We start from the raw sequence: 23310 nt of genomic DNA, 5'->3' as shown, positions 1-23310 counted from the left end.
CCGCAGCCGCTCCCACTCTTCATCACTGAGCTCATGACGCCGGATCACCTCACGATGATCCACCATCTAGATCACCTTTGAAGACAGGCCCTAGGACGATGTAGGAGACAGGCCGAAGTGGACCGTCCGAAATGGAGGGTGGCACGCTTGCCACACTAGCCAGTTGTCACCGCCTTTGATGGACGGGCTGGTCGGCTTACGGTTCCCACCGCCGTGGGCGGTGGGATGACCTTCCGACAGCCGCGGCGGTTGGCCGGTCCCCGACCACCAGGACCGGCGGGCCGAGCCTCCGCCGGTCGGGTCGGGTGGGCGGGTTTTCAGGGCTTGCGGTGGCGGAGGTGGAGTTCGCCGTCGAAGAGCTGGCGGCGGACGACGGCGACCAGGACCACGGACATGGCCGCCGAGATGACCAGGCCGATGGTGAGCATCAGGTAGAAGAAACCGTTCATCGTCATTTCCCCGTTCTTCTCGATGCCCCTTCTTTCGGGCGCGGGGCGTCGGCGGTTGCGAGGTACGTCACAAGACGGACACGGGTGCAACCCCGTCCCCGGGGACGGGCGAAGAGAGGAGGGACCGCGCACTCCCCCGGAAGGCTCAGGTTGATGACTCGTCGTTCTATCCGTTGGCTGTTGCCTGCCGTCCTTGCTCTGCTCTGGCTGGCCGGGGGTGCGGCGTTCGGGCCGTATGCGGGGAAGTTGTCGGAGGTGGCCACCAACGACCAGGCCGCGTTTCTTCCGGAGGACGCTGAGTCGACACGGGTTCTGCGGATTCAGAACGGCTTTCGTGACGGCACCACGCAGCCGGTGATCGTGGTGTGGACCGCGGAGGGCGGGCAGGCGGTGACCGGTGCGCAGCGGGAGGCGGCGACGGGGGCGTTGGCGCGGAGTACGGAGGTGGTGGGCGTTGAGGGGACGCCCACGCCGGCGTTCGCTTCGGAGGATGGGCTGGCGCTGCAGGGGGTCGTCCAGCTCAGCCCGAATGTGGAGGATCTCCAGCCGGTGCTCGATCGGATGGGTGAGGTGCTGGCGGTGGACGGGCTGCGCGTGCAGTTCGCCGGGCCGGTGGCTACGCGGGCTGATCTGTCCGGGGCGTTCGCCGGGATTGACGGGCTGCTGCTGGCGGTGGCGCTGGGCGCGGTGCTCGTCATCCTGGTGGTGGTCTATCGCAGTGTGCTGCTGCCGTTGATCATCATTGTGGGGGCGGTGCTGGCTCTTGGACTGGCCTGTGCGGTGGTGTACGTGCTGGCGGACAACGGGGTCGTCCGGGTGGATGGGCAGGTGCAGGGGATCCTGTTCATCCTCGTTATCGGGGCGGCTACCGACTACGCGCTGTTGTTGACGGCGCGGTTCAGGGAGGAGCTGGCCGCGACCGGGGATCAGTGGGCGGCCGGGAGGGTGGCTTTGCGGCGGTCGGTTGAGCCGATCGTGGCCAGTGCGGCGACGGTGGCGCTGGGGCTGCTTGCGTTGCTGCTCAGCAGTTTGACCAATAACCGGGCGTTGGGGCCGGTGGGGGCTATCGGGATCGTGTGCGCTGCGTTGAGCGCGCTGATCTTCTTGCCGGCTGCTCTGGTACTGCTCGGCAAGGCGGCGTTGTGGCCGGCGAAGCCGTACCGGGCTGAGAAGGCGGCGTCGGGGGTTTGGGGGCGGGTGGCGGAGGGCGTGCGGCGGCATCCGCGGCGGTTGTGGGTTGCGACGTTGTTGCCGTTGCTGGCGGTGGCCGCGTTCGCGCCGCAGCTTGATGCGCGGGGGGTGCCCTTGGACGAGACGTTCGTCAATGCGGCGCCGTCGGTGGAGGCGCAGGCCACGCTGGGGAAGCACTTCTCCGGTGGGTCCGGGCAGCCCGCGGTTCTGGTCGTCCCGGCCGAGCGGGCCGGGAGCACCACAGAAGGGGACCCCGCACAGCGGGCCAAGGAGGTGGCTGCGCGGGCCGAGCAGGTGCCGGGGGTGGCGCGGGCGAGTGTGGTGTCGCAGAGTGGGCGGCCGGGTGACGCGGCGAAGGTCGTGGATGGCCGAACGCTCGTGGAGGCGACGCTGGATGACACGCCGGACAGTGACGCCGCTCAGGAGACGGTGAAGCGGCTGCGGGCCGAGTTCGGCGCGGCGGACGGTGTGCTGGTCGGGGGGTTCAGTGCGCAACGGCTGGACACGAGTGAGACCGCCCGCCGGGACACGCTGCTGATCGTGCCGGTCGTGCTGGTCCTCATCCTGGTCATTCTGATCCTGCTGTTGCGGTCGCTGGTGATGCCGGTGTTGCTGGTGGCCACCGTGGCGGTGAACTTTCTGGCCACGCTGGGGGTGTCGGCGCTGGTGTTCACGCATCTGTTCGGCTTTAGCGGGGTCGATGCGTCGGTTCCGCTGTACGGGTTCGTTTTTCTGGTGGCGTTGGGGGTGGATTACAACATCTTCCTGATGTCCCGGGTTCGGGAGGAGACCGTACGGCATGGCGCGCGCGACGGGGTGTTGCGCGGGCTGGTGAGCACGGGTGGGGTGATCACTTCGGCCGGGGTGGTGCTGGCGGCGACCTTCGCCGCGCTGGTGGTCATTCCGCTGGCGTTCCTGGCGCAGATCGCGTTCATCGTGGCGTTCGGGGTGCTGCTCGACACCCTCGTGGTGCGCTCGCTGCTGGTGCCGGCGCTGGCCTACGACCTCGGCCCCAAGGCCTGGTGGCCGGCCCGGCCCAAGGACCCACCCCTGACGACCGGCCCGAACTAAGAGCCCAGGTAAAGGGTCGGCCAGCGGTGGTGTAGGGGTGGCGCGCCGGGCTAGGAGCAGGTCATGAGAAACCGACGCGCAGCAGCCGGAGCCATCCTGGCGGTAGCCGCCACCGCCGTCGCGGGCAGCCTGGCCACGGACACGAAGTCGGCCTGGTACCGGCGGTTGCGCAAGCCGAGCTGGCAGCCGCCGGGCCCGGTGTTCGGGCTGGTGTGGACGCCGGTCTACGCGCTGATCGGCTACGCGGGGGCCCGCGCGCTGAGCAAGGCCGACGAGCCGGCGGGTGTCGGACGGGCGCTGGCGGTGAACCTGGCACTGAACGCCGCGTGGACGCCGCTGTTCTTCCGCCTGCGCCGCCCGGGTCTCGCGCTGGCGGACATCCTGGCCCTCAACGTGGCCAACACGGCGCTGCTGGTGCAGTGCGGGCGCGCCGACCGCAAGGCGGGCCTGGCGCTGCTGCCGTACACCGCGTGGACGGCGTTCGCCACGGCCCTGAACGCCGCCATCGTCGCCCGCAACCGCGACTGATCACCCCCACCGTGGCCAGCAGCCGCAGCTGATCACCAAGACGGCGGAATCCGTCAGCCTGCTGAACAAATTTCGGCGATCTCCCCGCACTTGGTTGTGCCGCCCACCCACCCTTGCTTGAATAGGTTTTGAGTAAGTTATCCAAGGAGGGAGCCGGCCATGGAAGCGCTGGCCGAGTGCTACCGCACCCACGCCTGGCTGGTCCGCGCCTACCTGCGCAGACTCATCCCCCCGCAGGACATCGACGACGTGACCCAGGTGGTGTTCACCGAGGTCTGGCGCTCACGGGAGCGCTACGACCCGGCGCGCAGCCTGGAGGCCTGGCTGCTGGGCATCGCCCGCAAGCGGGCCGTGGACCACCTGCGGGCCCGACCGCCGGCGACCGTCCCCCTGGACGCGGCCACGGAACCGGCCGATCCCGGGGGGCGCGACCACGGCGAAGGGCTGGCCGACCGCGACCGGCTGCACCGGGCCCTCGCCGAGCTGCCCGGCCCGCAGCGCCAGGCGATCGAGCTGGCCTACTACGGCGATCTGAGCCAGCGGGAGATCGCCGAGCGGCTCGCCGTACCCCTGGGAACGATCAAGGCCAGGACCGCGCGCGGCCTGCACCGCCTGCAGACGCTGCTGTCCGCGGCCTGACCGGCCGCCCGGGTCAGGGCAGGATGGCGTCCACGTAACCGCCGTCCACCCGCAGGGCGCCGCCCGTGGTGGCCGAGGCCTGCGGGGAGGCGAGGTAGACGACCATGTTCGCGATCTCCTCCGGCTCGATGAGCCGCTGGAGCAGCGACTGCGGCCGGTGCTCGCGCATGAAGGCGCGTTGCGCCTCGCCCCAGGGCAGGTCGGGGTCGACGAGCTGGTAGACGAAGTCCTCCACGCCGCCGGTGTGCGTCGGCCCGGCCAGGACGGAGTTGACCGTGACGCCGGTGCCGGCCGCGGCCTTGGCGAAGCCGCGCGAGACGGCCAGCAGCGAGGTCTTGGACATCCCGTAGTGGATCATCTCCGCCGGGACCGCCACCGCCGAGTCGCTGGCGATGAACTGCACCCGGCCGAACGAGCGGGCCATCATGCCCGGCAGGTAGGCCCGGGTCAGCCGGATCCCGGCCAGGACGTTGACCTCGAAGAACCGCCGCCACTCCGCGTCGTCGATCTCCAGAGCGGGCCGCGACTCGAAGATCCCCAGGTTGTTCACCAGGATGTCGACCTCCGGCAGTTCCCGCACGACCGCCGCCGCGCCCTCCTCGGTCGCCAGGTCGGCGGAAACCGGCACGAACAGGCCGCCGGGCACCTCGGTGGTCAGCCGGGCGGCGGCCGCGGCGGTCGACTTCTCGCTGCGGCCGTTGACCGCGACGCGGGCGCCCGCTCGGGCCAGCCCCGCCGCGATGGCCGCTCCGATGCCCTGGGTGGAGCCGGTGACCAGGGCCGTCCTGTCGGTGAGATCGATGAGCATGATCCGTTACCTACCCGGGACAGCCCGCGGAAGACCTCAGCGGTTACGCTGTGACCGGCGGCAAGAGCGGCCGAGGACGGTGTGATGACGCATCCCTGGCAGGGCTGGTGCCTGCTCCGCCCGGGTCTCATGCTGTACGGCGGAGCAGTCGGCCGCAATGCCCCGCACGCCCACCACGCGGTCCAGATGATCGTCTCCGCCGAGCCGTTCACCATGGCCGACGCCCACGGCGAGCACTACACCACGCGGCTGGCCGTCATCCCGCCCGACACCCGGCACGCGATCGTCACCGGCTCCCGCCAGGCCCTGCTCGTGCACCTGGACCCCCGCAGCTCCCCCGGCCGCGCCCTGCTGGCCCGAGCCGGAGCGACGAACCACGCCAAGCCGACGAGCCGCGTCCCGGCGGCACGCCACCACCCCGACCTCCGCCCGCTCATGTTCGCCGAACCGCCGGACGGGCACGCCCGTTCGGCCGAGGCGGCGGCCGCGCTGCGCACGGTGGAGAGCTGGACCGGCCACGACACCGCCGGGTCGCTCCCGCTGCACCCGGCGGTGGAGGCCGCCATCGCCGTCCTGCCCGGCCTGCTGCGCCACGGCCCGGTCCGCCTGCGCACGGTCGCCGAGGCCGTGCACCTGTCGCCGAGCCGGCTGGCCCACCTGTTCGGCGCGCACGTCGGCATCCCGCTGCGCCCCTACGTGCGGTGGCTGCGGCTCCAGCACGCGGTGGCCCTGGTGGCGGGGGGCGAGTCCCTGACGGCGGCGGCGCACGACGCCGGGTTCACCGACAGTCCGCACTTCACCAAGGTCTTCCGGGAGACCTTCGGCAACGCGCCCTCCGTGCTGGCCGCCGCCATCGACTGGGTCCCCTAGCGCAGCTCGCGCTTGAGGATCTTGCCGGTCGCGGTCATCGGCAGGGTGTCGCGGAACTCGATGATCCGCGGGTACTTGTAGGCCGCCATGTTCTCCCGGCACCAGGTGATCAGGTCCTCCTCGCTCTCGGTCGCGCCGGCCGCGCGGATGACGTACGCCTTCACCTCCTCGCCGTGCGAGGCGTTCGGCACCCCGACCACCGCCACCAGCGACACCGCCGGGTGCGCCATCAGCACCTCCTCGATCTCGCGCGGGTAGATGTTGAAGCCGCCCCGGATGATCATGTCCTTGCTGCGGTCGTAGATCGCGTAGTAGCCGTCGGCGTCCCGCGTGGCGATGTCCCCGGTGCGGAACCAGCCGTCGCGCAGCACCTCCGCGGTCTCCTCGGGCCGCCCGTAGTAGCCCTTCATGATGTTGTGCCCGCGCACCGCGATCTCGCCGGGCCCCTCGCCCTCGATGGTGTTCCAGTCGTCGTCCACCAGCCGCATCTCCACGCCCCAGATCGGGAACCCGATGGTGCCGGGCTTGGTGGGCCGGCTGAGCTGGTTGAAGCTGGCCGCGGGCGAGGTCTCCGACAGGCCGTACCCCTCCAGGATGGACAGGCCGAAGGTGGTCTCGAAGTCCTTGAGCACCTCGACCGGCAGGGCCGCCGCCCCGGACACCGCCACCCGTAGCGTCGTCGGCACCTTGTCGCCGTCCGCGTGGATCTTGGTGAGCATGCCCCAGTACATCGTCGGCACCCCGGCGAACATGGTCACCTTCTCCTCGCGCATGAGCGCCAGCGCCTCGCCGGGCTCGAACCGCGGCATGAGCACCAGCGTCCCGCGCCGGCGCATGGTCACGCTCATCACCGAGATCTGGCCGAAGGAGTGGAACAGCGGCAGTACGGCGAGCGATACGTCGCCGTCGGGGTCGGCCGGGAACATCTCGTCGCTGACCATCGTGTTGAGCAGCAGGTTCGCGTGGGTCAGCTCGGCGCCCTTGGGCTGGCCGGTGGTGCCCGAGGTGTAGAGGATCGCCGCGGTGTCGTCCGGCCGGGTCTGCACGGTCTCGAACTCGCCGGGGAGACCGTCGATCGCCGCCCAGAACGCCTCGCCGTACTCCGACTCGGTGGCCAGCGGGGTCGCGGGCAGCACGACGAATTGCTCGCAGCCCTCGACCGCGTCGAACGCCTCCCGCCCGCGCGCCCCCATCGGCAGCTCCGGCGTGCCCTCAAAACAGAACAACGCCTTCGCGTCGCTGTCGGTCAGGTGGTAGGCGATCTCCCGCGGCTGCAGCAGCACGTTGAGCGGGACCACCGCCGCTCCCGCCTTCAGGATGCCGAAGTAGACGAACGGGAAGTACGGCACGTTCGGGCAGAGCAGCGCGACCTTGTCCCCCTTGCCGATGCCCCTTGCCACCAGCAGGTTCGCCACCTGGTTCGCGATGGAGTCGACCATCGAGTACGGCAGGCGCAGCCCGCCGAAGACCAGGGCGGTGCGGTCCGGGACAGCTCGGGCGCTGTCTTCCAGGACGATCGACAGGTTGAGCATCGCGACTCTCCTCGGGACAGATGGGGCGTGCCCCACACGATGCCCCGGCGCCCTGGCCACGACTTGTACGAACGTGCCGTCCTCAGTTCCCCCCAGAACGTGCCGTCCTCAGGCCCACCAGAACGTGCCGTCCTCAGGCCCACCAGGTGCCGACGACCTCGATGCCTTCCGCCTGGAGCGCCGCGTGCCACACCGGGTCACGCAGCAACCGCGTCTCCCACACCCGCACCACCCCGTCCGGCCCCCTGACCGCGTCCTCCCGCGAGGGATGCAGGAACAGCTCACTCGTCCCCTCGGGCAGCGCCCCCAGCCGCCGCACATAGTCCTCCCGCAACTGCTCGTAGCCGCCCAGATCGGCCGCCCCCCGCCGATTGGTGGCGATCGTCTGCGGCAGCGCCACGCCGAGCGCGTCGGCGTGCGCGACCGCCTTCTCGTGCGCCTCGGCGTAGGGCGCCGGCAGCGGCCCGCCGAACCACGGTTCGGCGTCGCGAGGCAGGCGGAAGGCCAGGCCGTGCCGGGCACACCACTCCAGCCCCTCGCCCAGCCAGGACCGGCCGTGCAGGCCGTACAGGGTGCCGGCGTGGGAGTCGGCCGCGACGGACGGCAGCCCGCGCTCGCGCATCCAGCCGAGCTGGGCGTCGGCCTCGGCCAGGACGTCGGCGGCCTCCCCGCGGGCGCCGAGCGTGAACGGGTCGTCGGTGAGCGTGCCGTCCGGGTCGGCGAGGCTGGCCCCGGCGCTCAGCGGACGCCAGCGCGGCAGGCCGCCCTCGCTGGTCAGGGTGAGGTGCAGCCGCGGCAGCACGCCGAGCCGGCCGACCCGCCGGGCGGCCTCCTCGGCCTCCGGCGAGACGGTGATCAGCGTCGTCGCGCTGACCTGCCCTTCGGCGAGCAGGTCGGCGATGACCTCGGTGGTGCCGGGCTCGCGGCCGAGGTCGTCGGCCGTGATCACGACGCGCCGGGTCATGGGGTGCGCTCCACATCGGGCTGGGCCGCCTCGGGCGGCGACTCGACCGGCACCGCGACGAACCGGGCCGCCACCGCGCCGATCGCGGTCAGGACGAACGGGTAGACGCACAAGTACATACGGAAGGCCAGCCCCGGGTCCGCGCCGGGGTCGGCGCCGGAGTTGTAGCCGAAGAAGACGCCCAGCGAGGTGAGGGCCAGACCGGTCACGATGCCGTTCAGCCGGGTGAAGAACCCGAAGGCGGACAGGAACAACCCCTCGCGGTGCGCGCCGTTGCGCACGGCGTCGGCGTCCAGGACCCGCGCGACGATCAGGTCGTTGGTCGCCAGCATCCCCGACCAGCCCGCGCCGACCAGGATCCCGGCGGCGACGGCGGTGATCAGGTCGGTGGCGAAGAACAGGCCGGCGAAGCTGACCGCCAGGATGGCGAAGGCCAGCCGCCACGTCCATAACGCGCCGCGCGCGGCGACGACCCGCGTCCAGACCGCCAGGCCGCCTGCCGAGATGAGGATGACGATGCCCTGCAGGTAGAGCGCGTTGCCCACCGGCAGGCCGAGCGAGTAACGCACGTACAACTGCAGGCCGGACAGCACGAGCGCCATGGCCACGCCGTAGCAGGCGCCGGTGAGCCCGACCGACCAGAACATCGGGTTGCGGACGATCGACCACAGGCTGGGCAGCAGCCGGGGGCGCTCGTCGGTGGCGTAACGCGGGTTCTCGCGGGCGCTGAGCGCCATGAACGCGATCACCACAAGGGCGATCACGCCGTAGATGATCGCCGTGGTCTGGAAGCCCTCGGTCGTCTTCTCGGTGCCGAACACCTGCGTGGTGAGCAGCGGGGTGACCGCCAGCGAGATGACCAGGGCGACGAGCTGGAAGCCCTGGCGCAGGCTGTTGGCCACCGCGCGGTCGCGCTCGCGCGGGTAGAGCTCGGGCAGCAGCGCGCCGTAGTTGGCGTTCAGCATCGAGTCGAAGGCCTCGCACAGGATGGCGAAGACGGCGAACCACAGCATCAGCCCGAGGCCGTCCAGCGAGGTCGGCGCGGAGAAGAAGGCCACCATGCAGGCCGCCAGCATCGGCGCGCCCACCAGCAGCCACGGCCTGCGCCTGCCGTACCGGGTCCTGGTGCGGTCGGACAGGTGGCCCAGCACCGGGTTGTCGATCGCGTCGATGATCGCGTAGACCACCATGACCACGCCGTAGGCGCGCACGTCGAGCCCGAGGATGTCGACGTAGAACAGGATCATCGAGCCCTTGATCATGTTGATCGGGATCGAGGTGCCGAACATCCCTATGGCGTAACGCCAGGCGGGAGTCCGCGCCGGGACGGGCTGGGACACACGATCACCCACTCACGCGCCGAATCGTGCCCTCAGTGTTGTGCCCGGCGCGTGCCGGGAGCAAGGTCTCCGAGATCCCAAAAAACTATTTGCAAAAATCATTTTGCGATCTACTCTGGCCCGAGTGAGACCCGCTCCCAGGACCGCAGGAGATCGCGCATGACCCCACTGTCCGCCCGCCGCCGCTTCGCCCTGGTCAGCTTCCTGACCTGGCTGCCGGCCGGTCTGATGATCGCCCCGCAGGTGCTGCTGATGCTCGATCGCGGGCTGAGCATCGTCGAGGTCGGGCTGGTGATGACCGTGTACTCGGTGGTCATCGCCGTGCTCGAACTGCCCACCGGCGGGCTGGCCGACGCGGTGGGCCGCCGGGTGGTGCTCGCGCTGGCCGCCGCGTGCACCGCGGCGGGGCTGGCGGGGCTGGTGCTGGCGAGCACCTTCTGGGGCTTCCTGGTGGCCTGCGCGGTGCTGGGGGTGGCCAGGGCGCTGTCCAGCGGGCCGGCCGAGGCCTGGTACGTCGACACCCTGCACGCGCTCGAAGGCCCGGACGCCGACCTCAAGCCGGGGCTGGCGCGGGGGCTCATGCTGGAGGACGTCGCCCTCTGCGCAGGCGTCGTGGCGGGCGGGGCGCTGCCCCTGGCGGGGGCGGCCTTCGGCGGGCTGGACCCGCTGGCGGTCCCGATCCTGCTCGGGGCGGTGGCCGCGGTGGGCTGGCTGGTGGTCGTGCTGGTCGCCCTGCCCGAGCCGCCGCACGAGCGCGCGTCGCTGGGCGGCCTGCTGCGCGGGGTCCCGGCGACCGTGACCTCAGGAGTACTGCTGGCCGTGCGGGACGGCATGTTGCGGCGGCTCGTCCTGCTGTCGGCCGCGATCGGGATGGCCCTGACCTGCGTGGAGCTGCTCGTGCCCGGGCACCTGGCCGGGCTCACCGGCTCGGCCGAACTCGGCGCCACGGCTTATGCGGTGCTGGCCGCGCTGGGCTTCGCGGGCAGCGCCCTCGGCAGCGCCCTGGCCCCCGCCACCGCCCGCCTCCTCACTCCCAAACCCGTCGGAACACCAGGTGAAGCCGCCAGGTCGGTTCGTGGGGCCGCGGCCGGGCTGGTGCTCGGCGGGGTCGCCCTGGCCGGGATGGCGCTCGCCGCCGCCTTCGCCGAAGGTCCGGGGCTGGGCGCGATCGTCCTGGCCGGCCTGCCGTACGTCGTGCTCTTCGTCGGCCTCGGCGTGCACGGCGTCCTGAAGGCCGAGCTCACCCACCACCGGGTCACCTCGGCCGAACGGGCCACCATGAGCTCGACCACCTCGCTGGCCGGCTCGGGCGGCGCGGCCCTGGCCAATCTGACCCTTGCGCCGCTCGCCCTGGGCCTGGGCACCTCGGCCGCCTGGTGGCTGGTGGCCGCAGTGGTGGCCGCCTCGGCCGCCCTGCTCCACCGCGTCCCCGCCGCCTTCCCCAGCCGATCCCCGTAGGATCCGCCCCGACCGATCAAGGAGGACCTGTGCCCACGACCGACCCGTTCACCTTCACCACCGAACGCTCCGACCGCTTCCACCGCGCCTACGCCGCCGGCGGGCTGCAGGGCAGGCTGTACGCGGAGGCGTTCGGCCCGGAGCGCCCGGCCGAGGTGGACGCGGCGAGCGGCTGCACCTGGCAGGTGCTCGGCGAGATGGTCACGGGCCTGCGCCTGCGCCCGGACGAGCTCCTGGTGGACCTGGGCTGCGGCCGCGGCGGGACCGGCCTGTGGCTGGCCAGGGCGCTTTCGGCCCGGCTGGTCGGCGTCGACGTCTCACCCGAGGGCGTCGCGATGGCGGCCGAGCGGGCCGCCGCGTTCGTCGCGCCGGGCCGGGCCCGCTTCGAGGTCGGCGCCTTCGAGTCCACCGGCCTCCCGGACGCCTGCGCGGACGGCGTGGTCAGCATGGACGCGCTCCCCCTCTCCCCCGACCGCACGGCCGCCCTGCGCGAGCTGGCGCGGATCCTGCGGCCCGGCGCCCGGGCGGTGTTCACCTCCACCGTGCTCGGCCCCAGCCACCCCGGCCACGAGCGGATCCGGCCGTGGCCGGACTCGCTCGCCGAGGCCGGGCTGACCGTGGAGAACGCGGTGCGCCAGAGCGGGGTCGAGCGGGCCTGGGGGCGCCTGCACGCGCTGTGGGAGCGGGACGAGGCCGAGCTGCGCGCCACGATCGGCGACCAGGCCACCGACGACCTGCTCGCCGAGGGCCGGGCGCTGCGCCCGCTCCTCGATCATCTGGTGACGACGATCTACACCGTGCGCGCCGGGTCGTAGATCTCTTCTTGATTTCTCAACAGAGGCAAGGCCACGGGATTCGCGTGATTTGATCTTGTGTTTGCCGGTGCTTGTGGCGCGAGCGTTATCAAACGCGGCACATACTGTGAGAGATGAAGTCAGCAAGCGGCCAGCCCCGCCGTCACCTGCCCACCAGTCCCTTCAAACCTCCGCCTCCCGCCAGGCCGGCAGAGCGGTTCAGCATGGACGACCGGGTCAGTCACGACCGGTACGGCCTGGGAGTCGTCATCGCGGTCGAGGACGAGATCGCCGTCGTGGTCGACTTCGGCTCGCGCCAGGAGCGGATCACCACTCCCTTTCCCAAGCTCTACAAGCTCTGACCGATACCGACCCTGACCGAAGCCCCCTGCCGTCCGAGGTTCGGGGGCCAGAAGCGGTCAGCCGCGCATACGGAAGTCGTAGTGCGCGGGCAACGGGTGCTCCCGGCGTGCGCGAGCGGCCACCTCGGGGGTGACCTCGCCTCCGCGCGCCTCGCGCAGCTCGTGGTAGGCGAACCACAACGCATCCAGCGAGTCCTCGCCTTCGCGCAGGTTCGCGATCTCCATGCCCCGGGCGAGCAGTTCGCCGACCCGGTCGAGTTCGCCGTGCGCCAGCGCCGCCTCGGCCTCCAGGAGCTGGATCCGGCCGAGCGCCCGCTGCCCCGGCGCCAGCCGGTCGACGAGGTCGAGCGCCTCACCGGCCCGTGAGTCGGCCAGCAGCGCCCGCAGGGTCTCCACGGTGAGCTGCCACACCGTCGGCGCCCGCCGATGCGCCTCCAGCAGCAGGTCGGACCGGTGTCCCGTCCCGGTCAGCCGGGACGACTCGGCCAGGCAGCGCAACACCCACGGAGTGCGCGCGAGCGTCAGAGACTCCTCCCACGCCGCGCGAGCGCCCTCGGGGTCGCCGTCGGCGTGCCGGACCAGCCCCAGGTGGTAGCGGGCGTGCCAGTCGGCCGGGTGCGCCTCCAGCAGGGCCCGCCAATGCGGCCCGGTGATCGGTGCGGCGGGCGGGTCGCAGACCGGCAGCCGTCCGGTCTCGCGCAGTTCGGCCCAGGGCCGCTGCTCCGGTCCGAGCTCGCCGAAGGGCAGCCCTTCCAGCGCTCCCCACCCCGACCCGCGCATGAGGACCTCGCCTGCCGTGGCGTCGGAAAGCGGCTCCAGCGAGGACGGCGGCACCAGCCGGTCCACCGCCGCGCCGACCGCCTCGACGGCGGCCGGCCACGACCCGTGCACGGCGTCCGGGTCGGCTTCCAGCAGCCCGTAGGCCTCCACCCAGCTCCAGGTGGCCCGTCCGGGCATCGGCAGGTGTTCGAGCTGGGTGCGGGCCAGTCCGGCCTGGATCTCCAGGTAGCGCGCGGACGGCCCGCTCAGCCACTCCTGCCAGCGCCGCCCGCCGGAGCCGGTGCCCCAGTGGAACAGCTTGCGCCCGCGCAACCGGTCGGTGGAGACCTGGACCAGGCCCCGCCCGGACCCGTCGAGCGCCGCGATCCACCGCCGCCGCCCGGCGGGGATCTCGAAGAAGTAGTCGGCCGCCGAGTCCGCCCGGTCGGGGTAGCTGCGGTCCACGCCGCCGAGCTCGGGGAAGTCCACCAGGCCCAGCCGGCTGCCGTAGTCGAAGTGGTAGGCCTGCTCGGCCGGGGCGACTACCCGGACGTCGGCCGCCTCGGGGACGGCGATGTTCGACCACCAGTAGACCGGGGTCTCCTCCTGCCCGGGGTTGTGGATGCTCACCGCCACCCGCAGCACCGGCGAGCCCGCCGGGAGCCAGGCGTCGAGCTGGACCACCAGCCGGCGCATCCGCTCGAACTCGGTCATCCGCAGCACGGGCGTGCCGTCCGGCAGCTCCAGCCGCACGGCATGCAGCGGCGCGCAGGTCAGCGGCCAGTGCCCGGTGGCGCCGAGGTTCCACTCCACGCCTCCGGCCAGCCAGGCGTCGCGCAGCGCGAGGTTGGCCGGCTGGAGCATCGGGTTGCGGTGCAGCAGCTCCCGCCCGGAGGGCCGGTGCGCCAGCGACCACAGCCGCCCGCCGTGGCCGGGCAGGAAGGTGGCGGTCAGGACCTCGTTCTCCAGGACGACCGCCGGCTGCTCGCGCTCCTCGCGGGTGCGGTCGTAGTCGTCCTGGGCGGTGTAGGGCAGCAGCGAGTACGGCTGGCCGTACCGGATCTGCCGGGTCATCTCCTCGTCCGCCCCGGTCAGGCCGGATCGGGCCCGCGTGCCGTACAGAAGGGGCAGCGGGCTGGACGCCGGCGCGGCCGCGGCGGGCAGCGTCAGAACGTCGAGGCGCAGCTTGCTGGTCATGTGGAGGGCTCCCCGAGGTGCGGTGCTTACCGGCCGATGCCGACGGTCATGCCCTGGATGATGCGGTTGCCCATCCAGGCGAACAGCGCCACCATCGGCGCGAGGATGATGCAGACGCCGGCGAACATGGTTCCCCAGTCGAGGCCGTTGAACTGCTGCATCTTGACGAAGTTCACCAGCGCCACCGGCAGCGTGACCCGGTCGTCGGACTGCATGAAGGCGATGGCGAAGAGCGTCTCGTTCCACGCGCCGATGAACTGCAGCAGGAAGGCGGTGATCAGCCCGCCCCTGGCGACCGGCAGGATCACCCGGACGAAGGCGCGCAGCCCGCCGGCGCCGTCGATGGCCGCGGCCTCCTCCAGCACCTGCGGGACGCCGGCGAAGAAGCCGGTCAGCAGGTAGACGGTGAAGGGCATCGCCAGGCCGACGTAGACGAGGGTGAGGCCGAGGTAGCTGTCCACGAGCCCGATCGTGGCCATGCCGGTGAACAGCGGCACGAGCAGCACCTGGCCGGGCACGCCGAGGCCCATCGCGAAGGCCATGGTCAGCGCGCTGGAGGTGCGGGTGCGCCGGCGGGCCAGCATGTAGGCGGCGGGCGCGGCGATCGTGACCGCGGCCACCGAGGAGATCACCGCGATGAGCACGCTGCTGGCCGCGGCGGCGCCGAAGCCGCCCTCGCCCCAGGCGTTGGCGTAGTTGCCGAGCTCCACCGAGCCGGGCAGGGCGAAGGGCCGCTCGAAGATGTCGCCCGTGGTGCGGACGGAGGTCAGGAAGATCCAGGCCAGCAGTACCAGGTCCCCGGCGACGATCACCCAGACCAGGGTCAGCCCGAGTTTGCGCGTCATGACATCCCCTGGATCGGCTCGCGGCGCATGATGCGGCGGAGCAGCACGGTGAACAGGCCGACCATGACCAGGCTGACCAGGGCGGCGGCGGAGGCCAGCCCGAGGCGCGGCACCGAGCTGGTGGGGAAGGCGGCGGTGTAGACGTACACGGCGGTGGTCCAGGTCTGGGCGGGCGGGTTGCCCGCGTTGCCGCCGCCGAACAGCAGGATCAGCTCGAAGACCTTGACCGAGCTGACCGTCCACAGCACCGCGCAGACGGTGATCACGTCCCAGGCCAGCGGGATGGTGACGTGCCGCAGCCGCTGCCACGCGGTGGCGCCCTCCAGGGCCGCGGCCTCGTAGAGGTAGGGCGGGATCTGGTCCACCGCGGCCATGATGATCGTGGTGTAGTAGCCGGTCGCGGTCCAGATCAGCGTGGCGATGATCAGCGCGAAGACGTTGTCGGAGCCCAGCCACTTGGGCGCGTCCACGCCCAGCCAGCCCAGCACCACGTTGACCGGCCCGTCCGGGCTGAACAGGAAGCCCGCGACCGCCCCGAAGACCATGGCGTTGACCAGGTTGGGGAAGAACAGCACCGAGCGGGCGAAGAACTTGGCCCGCATCTCCCGCAGCAGCAGCGTGAGCAGGAAGCTGCAGAGGAAGGTGATCAGCCCGCCGACCACGAGGATCTTCAGCGTGTTGCCGATCGAGGTGGCGAAGGCGGGGTCGTGCCAGAGCACCCGGTAGTTGTCCAGGCCCTTCCACTGCATCTCGCCCATGCCGTCCCACCGGTACAGGCTGGTCCAGGCGGAGTAGGCGATGGGGGCCAGGAACAGCAGGCCGTACACCAGCAGCGCGGGCGCGAGGAACGGCCAGTAGAGGCGGGCCCGCTGGCGTTCCAGCGGGCCGTTCCGCCGCGTGGCCGCCATCAGCTCGCGGTCTTCCAGTACTGGATGTGCGCTTCCTTGGCCTTGGCCACGAACTGCTCGGCGCCGATCTTGCCGTGCCACAGCTCCAGGAAGGCCGGGTAGAGCACCTTGTCGCCGTAGTCGCCGGTGACGTTGTCCAGGATGGAGCGGACCGGGTTCTCGGTCAGCGTCTTCTGCACCCCGGCCAGCTCGGCGGGGGCCGGGATGTCGGCGCGCGGGGTGATGTTCTTGGTCTCGGTGGCGATCTTCCCCAGGTTCTCCTTCTTCAGGAAGTAGGCCAGGAAGCGCATCGCCGGTTCGGGGTTCTTGGCCCGCTTCGGCACCGAGAAGCCCATGAGGATCACGTTGGTCTCGGTGTTGCCGCCCTTGGTGACCGGGACGGGCAGCGCGCCCATCTTCCAGTCGGGCCCGACCAGGGTGGCGACCTCGCTGGCCACCCAGCTCCCGTTCATCAGGAAGGCGGCCTTGCCCTTGGCCCAGTTGGTCTGCTGGGCCGGGTACTTGCTGGCGTCGTAACCGGAGATCACGTGGCCGCCCTTGACGAGCTGCTCCATGCGCTTGGCCGACTCCAGCACGCCGGGGGCGTCCCAGCCGGCGCCGGACTTGTCGTCGTAGATCTTCCTGAGCGTGCCGGGGCCGTTGTCGCGCACCAGGAGCGTGTCCAGGGTGAGGAAGTTCTCCCAGCCCAGCTCGCCGTCCGAGGCCAGGCAGGCCTTGCCGGCGCCCTTGAGCGTCTCGCAGAGCTCGATGAACTCCGCCCAGGTCGCCGGGGGCGTGGCCAGCGCGGGGTCGGCCGCGTTGTAGAACAGCGCGGTCGAGATCAGCTCGTACGGCACGAGCCACCGGCTGTTGCCCTCGGGGTCCTTGGGCAGAGCGTCGACGTACTTGGCGTCGATGACCTCCGACACCTTCTTGCCCTCGCCCGGAATCTCGGCGTCGTAGACCTTCGACAGGTCGGCCGCCTGGCCGGCCAGCGCGGTGGTGGCGACCACGTCGGCGCCCTGGTCCCACAGGTCGGGCGCCTTGTTGGCGGCGATGGCGGGGCCGATCTTCTGGCGGACGTCGCGGCCCTGCCACTCGACCGTCACCTTGGTCCCGGTCTCGGCCTGGAACCGGTCGATCGCGGCCTTGATCACCTTGGCCTGGGGCTCGTCGGCCCGCCACATCGACCAGTACGTGAACTCGCCGCCCTTGGACTCCGTGCCCGCCTGGCCGCTTCCGCCGCAGGCGGCCAGTGCCAGCGCCGCCGCGACGCCGGCAGCCACGATCTTCGGTCCGCGCATCTCGCATCACCCTTCGGAAGAGATCTGCCTGGACCCTAGAACCGGCAAAAGCGGCCAACAAGACAGTCGCTGTAACGGGTTGATATCTTGTGATTGAAAATGCAGTTTTTGCTCATAAAGCTGCAAGCTCGTGCAGCGAATGCCGGTAAGTCTGCATCGACGATGAGCTGTCACATCCGGCCGGGCCGCCCCGTCCAGAGGAGGAAGCACCGGACCTACGAAACGAGCTGGACGATGAAGAACGGCTTCCTGATCAACACCGCGGTCGTGCTCGGCGCGGCCATCATGATCGCCTTCGGCTTCTGGGCGTTCCTGGCCCCGCGGTCGTTCATCGACTTCGTGAACTACCACCCCTACAACGAGCACCTCACGCACGATCTGGGCGCCTTCCAGCTCGGCATCGGCGCGACGATGGCCGCGGCGCTGATCTGGCACGACCGCCTGGTGGTGGCGCTGGCCGGGTTCACCGTGGGCAGCGGGATGCACACCCTGTCGCACTACCTGGACCGGCACGCCGGCGGCCACTCGCACGACCTGCCGAGCCTGGGCGTGCTGACCGTGGTGGCCGTGGCCGCCCTGGTGGTCCGGTGGCGGCAGCTCCAGCGAGTCCGCACAGAGCGGACGGAACACGCCTGAACGGGGCGTACTCCCCGTTTCTCGAGGTTGCTTGTTAGGGTGGTCGCGGCGAGCCGGGAAGTCTGGTCGGCCTTGTTGGTTGAGTTCTCTCCGCCCTGGGAGGCCAGGTGTCGAGTGCGCCGCGAAGCGACGACTCCCGGCGCAACGCGCGCCTGACGTGGTCGGATCGGCGCACGCAGCAGTTGCTGGGCGCCCTGCCGTACGGGGCGATGGGCGTGGTGACCCTCACCGACCTGATGTCGGGCACCGACTTCGGCTTCATGGCCCTGCTCGCGCTCGGCCCGGCCTTCGCCGGCCTGGTCGGCGGGGTACGGCGAGCCGCCGCGATCGGCGTGCTGGCGGCGCTGCTGTCGATGGGCCTGGCGCTCTACAACGACCTGTGGGGAACGCGGCAGAGCCTCGTCGCCCTGCTGGTGATCGCCGGCGTGACCGGGGCCGGGCTCATCGCGACCCTGGGCCGGCAGTACCGCGAGCGCGAGCTGGCCAACGTGCGCTCGATCGCGGAGGTGGCCCAGAGCGTGCTGCTGCGCCCGGTCCCCCGGCGGGCCGGGCACCTGCGGGCGGCGGTGTCCTACACCTCGGCGATGGCCGAGGCGCGGATCGGCGGCGACCTGTACGAGGTGGTGACCTCGCCCTCCGGCGTGCGGGTCATCGTCGGCGACGTGCAGGGCAAGGGCCTGGAGGCGGTCGAGACCGCGGCGCTGGTCCTGGGCGCCTTCCGCGAGGCGGCGCACGACGAGATCGACCTGCAGGGCGTGAGCGCCCGGCTGGAGAAGGCGCTCAACCGGCGGCTGTCCGGCGAGGAGTTCGTGACCGCGGTCCTGGCCGAGGCGCACGCCGACGGGCGGCTGATCCTGCTGAACTACGGGCACCCGCCGCCCCTGGTCCTGCGCGCCGACGGCACCAGCAGCTTCGCCGACACCGGCGACTACGCCCCGCCGCTGGGCCTGGCCGCGCTGGGCGTGGAGGGGCCGGAGCCGCAACGGGTGGAGTTCGGGCCCGGCGACCAGATCCTGCTCTACACCGACGGCGTCATCGAGGCGCGCGACCGCGACGGCGGCTTCTACCCGCTGCAGGAGCGGGCGGCGGTGCTGCTGAAGAACGAGGACCCGGAGGCGGCGCTGGAGGCCCTGCGGCTGGACCTCGTGGCCCACGTCGACTCGCCCCTGCACGACGACGCGGCGATGTTGCTGCTGCGCAACCGCGTGCTGAGCAGCGGCGTGATCGTCACGGACTCCTGACCGGATTCACCGCATCTTGGCCTGAGGTGACAAACACCCCATAAAGGGGGGAATGACGCGCGGAATTCTGGTCATTCCTTCAGAAAGGGGGTGCTCTCTGTCATGCCAAACCGGCTGCGGCTGCTCCACCGCCGTGCTCAGCCGGCCGCGCTGTCGATCGCGCGGCTGGTCATCACGGCCATGCTCGCCTACGTGCTCGCCGACAACCTGCTGAGCGTCAAGGCTCCGCTGCTGGCGCCGCTGACCGCGTTGCTGGTGGTCCAGGTCTCGCTCTACCGCACGGTGCGCATCGCCATCGAACGGGTGGTGAGCGTCACCTGCGGAGTGCTGATCGCCGTGCTCCTGGCCAACGTCTTCCCCTTCACCTGGCTGAGCCTCACCCTCGCCATCCTGGCCGCACTCATCATCGGCTACCTGCTCAAACTCGGCGACCACCTGCTGGAGGTGCCGATCAGCGCGATGCTCATCCTGCAGATCGGGACGGACGCGGCCGCCGTCGACCGCATCATCGAGACGCTGATCGGGGCGGCCGTGGGCCTGCTGGCCGGGCTGATCGCCTCGCCGGTCAAGCTGCGGCCGGCCGAGGAGGCCATCGGCGACCTCGGCCGGAGCACGGCCTCGCTGCTCGACTCCATGGCCCAGGGGCTCGACCGGGCGCCGGACGACTCGACGGTGTCCGAGTGGATGAACCGGGCGCAGAGCCTCGGGCGCGAGATCCAGCGGGTCGAGGAGGAGCTCACCGCCGCCGTGGAGGCCTCGCAGTACAAGCCGCGCTCCTGGACCGGCATGCAGTACACGCTGGCGCTGCGCGACGCCCTGGAGACGCTCGAACGCTCGACGGTGACCGTCCGGGGGCTGGCGCGCAGCATCGCCGACCGCACCGAGCTGTACCTGCGCGACAGCGGCGGGCTCGGGGCCGAGATGTGGGAGGCCGACGTGCGCGAGCACCTGGCCGGCGTGCTGCGCGAGCTGGCCTGCGCCACCCGCGACTACTCCGGCGCGGTCACCACCCGCAAGCCGGAGCTCGCCGCCGAGCTCACCGCCCGGCTGAACGACTCCATCGCCGAAGGCCGCCGCCAGCGCGACGACCTGAGCTGGCTGCTGCGCGAGGACCCCGGCCACTGGCCGCTGCACGGCGAGCTCCTGGTGCATATCGACCGGGTGCTCGACGGCCTGCGCGACGGCCAGGAACCGGCCCGCTTCCGCCGCACCGCCGGCCCCCGGCCGCCGGTCGTCCGCCGCCTGCTGCCCATCACCGCCAAGCGCGAGCCCGGCTAACCCAGCAGCTCGTACGGCAGAGCAAGGGCCTGCCGCCCCAGGGAGGTCCGTACCGTGTCGGCGGCCAGCAACGCGTCGATCACCGCCTCCTCGACCGCCTCCAGCACCCCGGCGAACACCCGGTCGAGGTCGGCCGGTTCGAGCGTGCGCGGCGCCGGGTCCGGGATCGTGGAGAAGGCCAGCCCGTAGTCGCCGCTGCCCTGGCTGAAGGCCGCCCCCACCTGCCCGAGCGCGAACACGCCGCGCGCGGCGATGCGTTCGAGCTGGCGGGGGTTGCACGGCAGGTCGAGCGCGACGACCACCACGCACGAGCCCTCGTCGGCCGGCTGCTCCGGGGCGGGGGCGAAGGTCTTGCCGAGCAGGCGGAGGTGGCCGCTCATGTTGGCCTGCACGAGCACCCCGACGGTGAGCTCGCAGTCCGACAGCGCGACCTGGCGGGAGGCGCTCCCGATACCGGCCTTGAAGCCCAGCGCGCACGCCCCGGCGCCGCCGCCGACGTTGCCCATCTCGACCGGCCCGTCGGCGGCGCCGTCCAGGGCGGCGTAGACGTGCTCGCCGGTCACCGGGCGCGGGTCCCCGGTGGACAGCCAGCCGTTGTTCACCTCGCCGACCACCGGGTTGACCGAGGTGAGCGGCTCGGGCGCGCGGTCCAGGAGCCAGCTCAGCAGGCTGTCGGCCACCCGGAAGGTGTTCAAGGTGGAGGTGAGCAGGATCGGCGTCTCCAGCTCCGCCAGCTCCTGGAGCTGCGTGGCCCCGACCAGCTTGCCGTACCCGTTGCCCACGAACAGACCGGCCGCGGTGGGCAGCTCGGGCGGCACGATGGCGGTCACCCCGGAGTACACGTCCCGCGCCTCGTCGATCACGGTGGTCTGGCCGACCAGCACCCCGGGAACGTCGGTGATGGCGTTGTGCGGCCCCGGAGCCAGGATGCCGATGGTGTGCCCGAAATCGCGCAGGCGTCGTGTCCTCATGGAGCCTAGTGTCGCGCCCGGCCCCCGGCGTGGGCCGGACGACCCGCGGCGAGCCCTACCCTGGCGGGATGAGCGCCGAGCAGACCCTCCAGGCCCACCTGGCCGCCCTCACCGCCCGCGACCTCGCGGCCTTCACCGCGACCCTGCACGAGGAGGTCGTGGTCGTCCTGCCCAACGGCAGCCGGCTCGAAGGCCGCCAGGCCGTGACCGACTTCCACCGCGACTGGTTCGCCGACCTCGACTGGACCCAGGAGCTCACTCCGCTGTCGGTGATCGAGACGGCCGGCACGCTGGTGGCCACCTACGAGGCCGACTACCGCGACGTCGACGCCCAGGGCGCGCCGATCCACGCGCGCAACGTGCTCAGCCTGGTCTTCACCCACGGCCCGGACGGCTGGTCGCTGCTGCACGACCAGAACACCCGCCTGCCCTGACCGGCCAGGAGGAGCCCTCAAGGGGACCCGCCAGGAACACAGCGGGCCCGCCGCTCGTTCTTCCGCATGATGCGGTTCATCGAGTCCAACGACCTCGGGATCCGGTCGTCGGTCAGCACGCTCCGGCGGCCCGGCACGCCCATGCAGTTCGTCCTGTTCCCGATGGTCCACATCGCCCAGCCCGCCTTCTACGACGAGGTGGCCACCCGGCTGCGCGGCTGCGGGCTGATCGTCGCCGAGGGCTTCCCCCGCCCGCACATGCGCCGGTTGCGGAAGCTCGCCACCCACCGCCTCGACGACCTGGTCGACCAGGTGGTGGCGCTCGACCTGGAGTCGCTGGGCGTGCCGATCCTGTGGCCGGAGCATCGGGTGAGCGACCAGGCCCCCACCAAGTGGGACCACCTGGCCGAATCGGCCGGGGCGGTGGCCACGTGGCTGAGCCGGGTCAGCTTCCCCAAGGACCTGCCCGACGTCGACGACACCACCCGCGAGGACCAGCCGACCGGCCGCATCGCCCGCGTCTGGGGCCGCTTCGCCGTCGAGGACCGCGACCGCGACCGGGCGCTGATCGCCGCGCTGGCGAAGGTCTACCGGCTCCACCAGCAGGAGCCGCTGGTCACCGCGGTCGTGTACGGCGCGCACCACATGACGGCCGTGGCCGACTTCCTCACCGGGCACCTCGGCTACCAGCCGAGCCACGCCGAATGGCTGACCGTCCGCGACAAGCGGGGCTGAGCCGCCCGAGGCGGTCAGCCGCAGCTCAGGGGTGGGCTGTAGACGTTTTCAGCCATGGGTTAGGCTCCACTTCCGTGCGCGACATCACGGTCTTCAGCGGAAGCGCCCACCCCGAACTGGCCGAGGAGATCTGCGCCCATCTCGGCACCCCGCTCCACCCGGTCCGGGTCAGCCGCTTCGCCAACGACTGCCTCGAAGTGCAACTCCAGGCCAACTGCCGCGAGCGCGACGTCTTCCTCATCCAGCCGCTGGTGCCGCCGGTGCAGGAGCATCTCGTGGAACTCCTGCTGATGCTGGACGCCGCCCGCGGCGCCTCGGCCGCTCGCACCACCGTCGTGATGCCTCACTACAGCTACGCAAGGTCGGACAAGAAGGACGCGCCCCGCATCTCCATCGGGGCACGCCTGGTCGCCGACCTGCTCGTCACCGCCGGAGCCAGCCGGGTGCTGACGATGACCCTCCACTCGCCGCAGGTGCACGGCTTCTTCAGCGTGCCCGTGGACAACCTGCACGCCCTGCGCGAGCTGGCCGCGCACTTCGTCCGCTACGACCTGTCCAACACCGTGGTGGTCTCGCCCGACCTCGGCAACGCCAAGGAGGCCGCCGCCTTCGCCCGGCTGCTCGGCGCGGAGGTCGCGGTCGGCGCCAAGCAGCGCTTCGCCGACGACCGCGTGGTGATCAGCTCCGTGATCGGCGAGGTCGCCGGCAAGGACGTGATCATCCTCGACGACGAGATCGCCAAGGGCTCGACCGTGATCGAGCTGCTCGCCCGGCTCCGCGAGCGCGGCGCCCGATCCTTCCGCGTGGCCTGCACGCACGGCCTGTTCGCCAGCGGCGCCGTCGAGCGCCTCAGCGAGGAGCCCGGCGTGCTGGAGATCGTCTGCACCAACACCGTCCCCGTCCCCAAGCCGAGCGACAAGCTGACCGTGCTGTCGGTGGCGCCCGCGCTGGCCGAGGCCATGCGCAGGATCCACGACGGCGAATCGGTCAGCGCGTTGTTCAGCACCACCTGAGAGA

General features: G+C 71.5%; 23 protein-coding genes. 13 read left to right on the top strand and 10 right to left on the bottom strand.

What is annotated here, in order from left to right:
- Window positions 1–317: 317 nt before the first annotated feature.
- Entirely contained in the window at window positions 318–455 is a 138-nt protein-coding gene (locus ACIBG7_RS31945; RefSeq protein ID WP_357920354.1) for a hypothetical protein, read from the bottom strand.
- Window positions 456–704: 249 nt separating this feature from the next.
- Here ACIBG7_RS31945 and ACIBG7_RS31940 point away from each other — a divergent pair, with 249 nt between their 5' ends.
- From ACIBG7_RS31940 to ACIBG7_RS31930, 3 genes are all read left to right on the top strand, one after another.
- Entirely contained in the window at window positions 705–2711 is a 2007-nt protein-coding gene (locus ACIBG7_RS31940) for an MMPL family transporter (RefSeq protein WP_397338591.1), read from the top strand.
- 63 nt (window positions 2712–2774) lie between these two features.
- Window positions 2775–3239 (top strand): TspO/MBR family protein, encoded by a 465-nt coding sequence (locus ACIBG7_RS31935; protein WP_397338590.1) that lies wholly within the window; start codon window positions 2775–2777, stop codon window positions 3237–3239.
- A 159-nt stretch (window positions 3240–3398) separates the two neighbouring features.
- Window positions 3399–3878: a sigma-70 family RNA polymerase sigma factor gene (locus tag ACIBG7_RS31930; protein ID WP_357920346.1), complete on the top strand. Its 480-nt coding sequence runs from the start codon at window positions 3399–3401 to the stop codon at window positions 3876–3878.
- A 13-nt stretch (window positions 3879–3891) separates the two neighbouring features.
- Here the strand turns inward: ACIBG7_RS31930 and ACIBG7_RS31925 are convergent, their stop codons facing one another.
- Complete coding sequence (locus ACIBG7_RS31925; RefSeq protein WP_397338589.1) at window positions 3892–4686, bottom strand: SDR family NAD(P)-dependent oxidoreductase; 795 nt, start codon at window positions 4684–4686, stop codon at window positions 3892–3894.
- A gap of 84 nt (window positions 4687–4770) precedes the next feature.
- Here ACIBG7_RS31925 and ACIBG7_RS31920 point away from each other — a divergent pair, with 84 nt between their 5' ends.
- On the top strand, window positions 4771–5556 hold the full coding sequence (locus tag ACIBG7_RS31920) for a helix-turn-helix transcriptional regulator (protein WP_397338588.1): 786 nt from the start codon (window positions 4771–4773) through the stop codon (window positions 5554–5556).
- On the opposite strand, the gene ACIBG7_RS31915 is transcribed toward ACIBG7_RS31920, so the two are convergent.
- The 3 genes from ACIBG7_RS31915 to ACIBG7_RS31905 form a co-directional block, all read right to left on the bottom strand.
- A complete protein-coding gene (locus tag ACIBG7_RS31915) occupies window positions 5553–7088 on the bottom strand; it encodes a long-chain fatty acid--CoA ligase (protein ID WP_357920338.1) in 1536 nt (511 codons plus the stop codon). The two genes, ACIBG7_RS31920 and ACIBG7_RS31915, sit on opposite strands and share 4 nt — an antisense overlap.
- 133 nt (window positions 7089–7221) lie before the next feature.
- Complete coding sequence (locus ACIBG7_RS31910) at window positions 7222–8052, bottom strand: carbohydrate deacetylase (protein ID WP_397338587.1); 831 nt, start codon at window positions 8050–8052, stop codon at window positions 7222–7224.
- On the bottom strand, window positions 8049–9392 hold the full coding sequence (locus ACIBG7_RS31905; RefSeq protein WP_397338586.1) for an MFS transporter: 1344 nt from the start codon (window positions 9390–9392) through the stop codon (window positions 8049–8051). Before ACIBG7_RS31905 ends, ACIBG7_RS31910 begins: the two co-directional genes overlap by 4 nt.
- Before the next feature lie 159 nt (window positions 9393–9551).
- Between ACIBG7_RS31905 and ACIBG7_RS31900 the strand changes: the two genes are divergently transcribed.
- From ACIBG7_RS31900 to ACIBG7_RS31890, 3 genes are all read left to right on the top strand, one after another.
- Window positions 9552–10850 carry an MFS transporter gene (locus ACIBG7_RS31900; protein ID WP_397338585.1) on the top strand — a complete coding sequence of 433 codons (1299 nt, stop codon included), beginning with the start codon at window positions 9552–9554 and terminating at the stop codon, window positions 10848–10850.
- A 29-nt stretch (window positions 10851–10879) separates the two neighbouring features.
- Entirely contained in the window at window positions 10880–11665 is a 786-nt protein-coding gene (locus ACIBG7_RS31895; protein WP_397338584.1) for a class I SAM-dependent methyltransferase, read from the top strand.
- Window positions 11666–11778: 113 nt separating this feature from the next.
- Window positions 11779–12006, top strand: coding sequence for a hypothetical protein (locus ACIBG7_RS31890; protein ID WP_397338583.1), 228 nt, complete (start codon window positions 11779–11781; stop codon window positions 12004–12006).
- 57 nt (window positions 12007–12063) lie between these two features.
- Here the strand turns inward: ACIBG7_RS31890 and ACIBG7_RS31885 are convergent, their stop codons facing one another.
- Genes ACIBG7_RS31885 through ACIBG7_RS31870 form a run of 4 tightly spaced genes read right to left on the bottom strand, consistent with a single transcriptional unit; the run spans window position 12064 to window position 16998 of the window.
- Window positions 12064–13962 carry a DUF5107 domain-containing protein gene (locus ACIBG7_RS31885; protein WP_397338582.1) on the bottom strand — a complete coding sequence of 633 codons (1899 nt, stop codon included), beginning with the start codon at window positions 13960–13962 and terminating at the stop codon, window positions 12064–12066.
- 26 nt (window positions 13963–13988) lie between these two features.
- Window positions 13989–14807 (bottom strand): carbohydrate ABC transporter permease, encoded by an 819-nt coding sequence (locus ACIBG7_RS31880; protein WP_397338581.1) that lies wholly within the window; start codon window positions 14805–14807, stop codon window positions 13989–13991.
- Window positions 14804–15715 carry a carbohydrate ABC transporter permease gene (locus tag ACIBG7_RS31875; RefSeq protein ID WP_397338580.1) on the bottom strand — a complete coding sequence of 304 codons (912 nt, stop codon included), beginning with the start codon at window positions 15713–15715 and terminating at the stop codon, window positions 14804–14806. The genes ACIBG7_RS31880 and ACIBG7_RS31875 overlap by 4 nt, the downstream gene beginning before the upstream one ends.
- Entirely contained in the window at window positions 15715–16998 is a 1284-nt protein-coding gene (locus tag ACIBG7_RS31870; RefSeq protein WP_397338579.1) for an ABC transporter substrate-binding protein, read from the bottom strand. The genes ACIBG7_RS31875 and ACIBG7_RS31870 overlap by 1 nt, the downstream gene beginning before the upstream one ends.
- Before the next feature lie 234 nt (window positions 16999–17232).
- On the opposite strand from ACIBG7_RS31870, the gene ACIBG7_RS31865 reads away from it, so the two are divergent.
- The 3 genes from ACIBG7_RS31865 (at window position 17233) to ACIBG7_RS31855 (ending at window position 20153) form a co-directional block, all read left to right on the top strand.
- Window positions 17233–17634 carry a hypothetical protein gene (locus ACIBG7_RS31865; protein ID WP_397338578.1) on the top strand — a complete coding sequence of 134 codons (402 nt, stop codon included), beginning with the start codon at window positions 17233–17235 and terminating at the stop codon, window positions 17632–17634.
- Between the two features lie 107 nt (window positions 17635–17741).
- Window positions 17742–18875 carry a PP2C family protein-serine/threonine phosphatase gene (locus ACIBG7_RS31860; RefSeq protein ID WP_357920312.1) on the top strand — a complete coding sequence of 378 codons (1134 nt, stop codon included), beginning with the start codon at window positions 17742–17744 and terminating at the stop codon, window positions 18873–18875.
- Between the two features lie 102 nt (window positions 18876–18977).
- The gene (locus ACIBG7_RS31855) at window positions 18978–20153 is read left to right on the top strand and encodes an FUSC family protein (RefSeq protein WP_357920309.1); all 1176 of its coding nucleotides are present in this window, start codon (window positions 18978–18980) and stop codon (window positions 20151–20153) included.
- Here the strand turns inward: ACIBG7_RS31855 and ACIBG7_RS31850 are convergent.
- Window positions 20150–21124 (bottom strand): P1 family peptidase, encoded by a 975-nt coding sequence (locus ACIBG7_RS31850; protein ID WP_397338577.1) that lies wholly within the window; start codon window positions 21122–21124, stop codon window positions 20150–20152. The genes ACIBG7_RS31855 and ACIBG7_RS31850 overlap by 4 nt on opposite strands.
- A 68-nt stretch (window positions 21125–21192) precedes the next feature.
- On the opposite strand from ACIBG7_RS31850, the gene ACIBG7_RS31845 reads away from it, so the two are divergent.
- The 3 genes from ACIBG7_RS31845 to ACIBG7_RS31835 all read left to right on the top strand — a co-directional run bounded on the left by ACIBG7_RS31845 (window position 21193) and on the right by ACIBG7_RS31835 (window position 23306).
- Window positions 21193–21558, top strand: coding sequence for a YybH family protein (locus ACIBG7_RS31845; protein ID WP_397338576.1), 366 nt, complete (start codon window positions 21193–21195; stop codon window positions 21556–21558).
- A 66-nt stretch (window positions 21559–21624) separates the two neighbouring features.
- Window positions 21625–22293, top strand: coding sequence for a hypothetical protein (locus ACIBG7_RS31840; RefSeq protein WP_357920301.1), 669 nt, complete (start codon window positions 21625–21627; stop codon window positions 22291–22293).
- 74 nt (window positions 22294–22367) lie between these two features.
- Window positions 22368–23306 carry a ribose-phosphate diphosphokinase gene (locus tag ACIBG7_RS31835; RefSeq protein ID WP_397338575.1) on the top strand — a complete coding sequence of 313 codons (939 nt, stop codon included), beginning with the start codon at window positions 22368–22370 and terminating at the stop codon, window positions 23304–23306.
- The last annotated feature ends 4 nt before the right edge of the window (window positions 23307–23310 follow it).

The sequence above is a fragment of the Nonomuraea sp. NPDC050328 genome, assembly GCF_044459405.1.
Lineage (GTDB): Bacteria > Actinomycetota > Actinomycetes > Streptosporangiales > Streptosporangiaceae > Nonomuraea.
The sequence above is the reverse complement of the archived record's forward strand: the minus strand, read 5'-3'. Positions and strand labels throughout refer to the sequence as shown.

What these genes read in the sequence shown, in the direction of transcription:
- ACIBG7_RS31945 (WP_357920354.1), bottom strand. Translation starts at nt 455, where the DNA reads ATGACGATGAACGGTTTCTTCTACCTGATGCTCACCATCGGCCTGGTC.
- ACIBG7_RS31935 (WP_397338590.1), top strand. Translation starts at nt 2,775, where the DNA reads ATGAGAAACCGACGCGCAGCAGCCGGAGCCATCCTGGCGGTAGCCGCC.
- ACIBG7_RS31930 (WP_357920346.1), top strand. Translation starts at nt 3,399, where the DNA reads ATGGAAGCGCTGGCCGAGTGCTACCGCACCCACGCCTGGCTGGTCCGC.
- ACIBG7_RS31925 (WP_397338589.1), bottom strand. Translation starts at nt 4,686, where the DNA reads ATGCTCATCGATCTCACCGACAGGACGGCCCTGGTCACCGGCTCCACC.
- ACIBG7_RS31920 (WP_397338588.1), top strand. Translation starts at nt 4,771, where the DNA reads ATGACGCATCCCTGGCAGGGCTGGTGCCTGCTCCGCCCGGGTCTCATG.
- ACIBG7_RS31915 (WP_357920338.1), bottom strand. Translation starts at nt 7,088, where the DNA reads ATGCTCAACCTGTCGATCGTCCTGGAAGACAGCGCCCGAGCTGTCCCG.
- ACIBG7_RS31910 (WP_397338587.1), bottom strand. Translation starts at nt 8,052, where the DNA reads ATGACCCGGCGCGTCGTGATCACGGCCGACGACCTCGGCCGCGAGCCC.
- ACIBG7_RS31900 (WP_397338585.1), top strand. Translation starts at nt 9,552, where the DNA reads ATGACCCCACTGTCCGCCCGCCGCCGCTTCGCCCTGGTCAGCTTCCTG.
- ACIBG7_RS31890 (WP_397338583.1), top strand. Translation starts at nt 11,779, where the DNA reads ATGAAGTCAGCAAGCGGCCAGCCCCGCCGTCACCTGCCCACCAGTCCC.
- ACIBG7_RS31885 (WP_397338582.1), bottom strand. Translation starts at nt 13,962, where the DNA reads ATGACCAGCAAGCTGCGCCTCGACGTTCTGACGCTGCCCGCCGCGGCC.
- ACIBG7_RS31880 (WP_397338581.1), bottom strand. Translation starts at nt 14,807, where the DNA reads ATGACGCGCAAACTCGGGCTGACCCTGGTCTGGGTGATCGTCGCCGGG.
- ACIBG7_RS31875 (WP_397338580.1), bottom strand. Translation starts at nt 15,715, where the DNA reads ATGGCGGCCACGCGGCGGAACGGCCCGCTGGAACGCCAGCGGGCCCGC.
- ACIBG7_RS31870 (WP_397338579.1), bottom strand. Translation starts at nt 16,998, where the DNA reads ATGCGCGGACCGAAGATCGTGGCTGCCGGCGTCGCGGCGGCGCTGGCA.
- ACIBG7_RS31865 (WP_397338578.1), top strand. Translation starts at nt 17,233, where the DNA reads ATGAAGAACGGCTTCCTGATCAACACCGCGGTCGTGCTCGGCGCGGCC.
- ACIBG7_RS31855 (WP_357920309.1), top strand. Translation starts at nt 18,978, where the DNA reads ATGCCAAACCGGCTGCGGCTGCTCCACCGCCGTGCTCAGCCGGCCGCG.
- ACIBG7_RS31850 (WP_397338577.1), bottom strand. Translation starts at nt 21,124, where the DNA reads ATGAGGACACGACGCCTGCGCGATTTCGGGCACACCATCGGCATCCTG.
- ACIBG7_RS31845 (WP_397338576.1), top strand. Translation starts at nt 21,193, where the DNA reads ATGAGCGCCGAGCAGACCCTCCAGGCCCACCTGGCCGCCCTCACCGCC.
- ACIBG7_RS31840 (WP_357920301.1), top strand. Translation starts at nt 21,625, where the DNA reads ATGATGCGGTTCATCGAGTCCAACGACCTCGGGATCCGGTCGTCGGTC.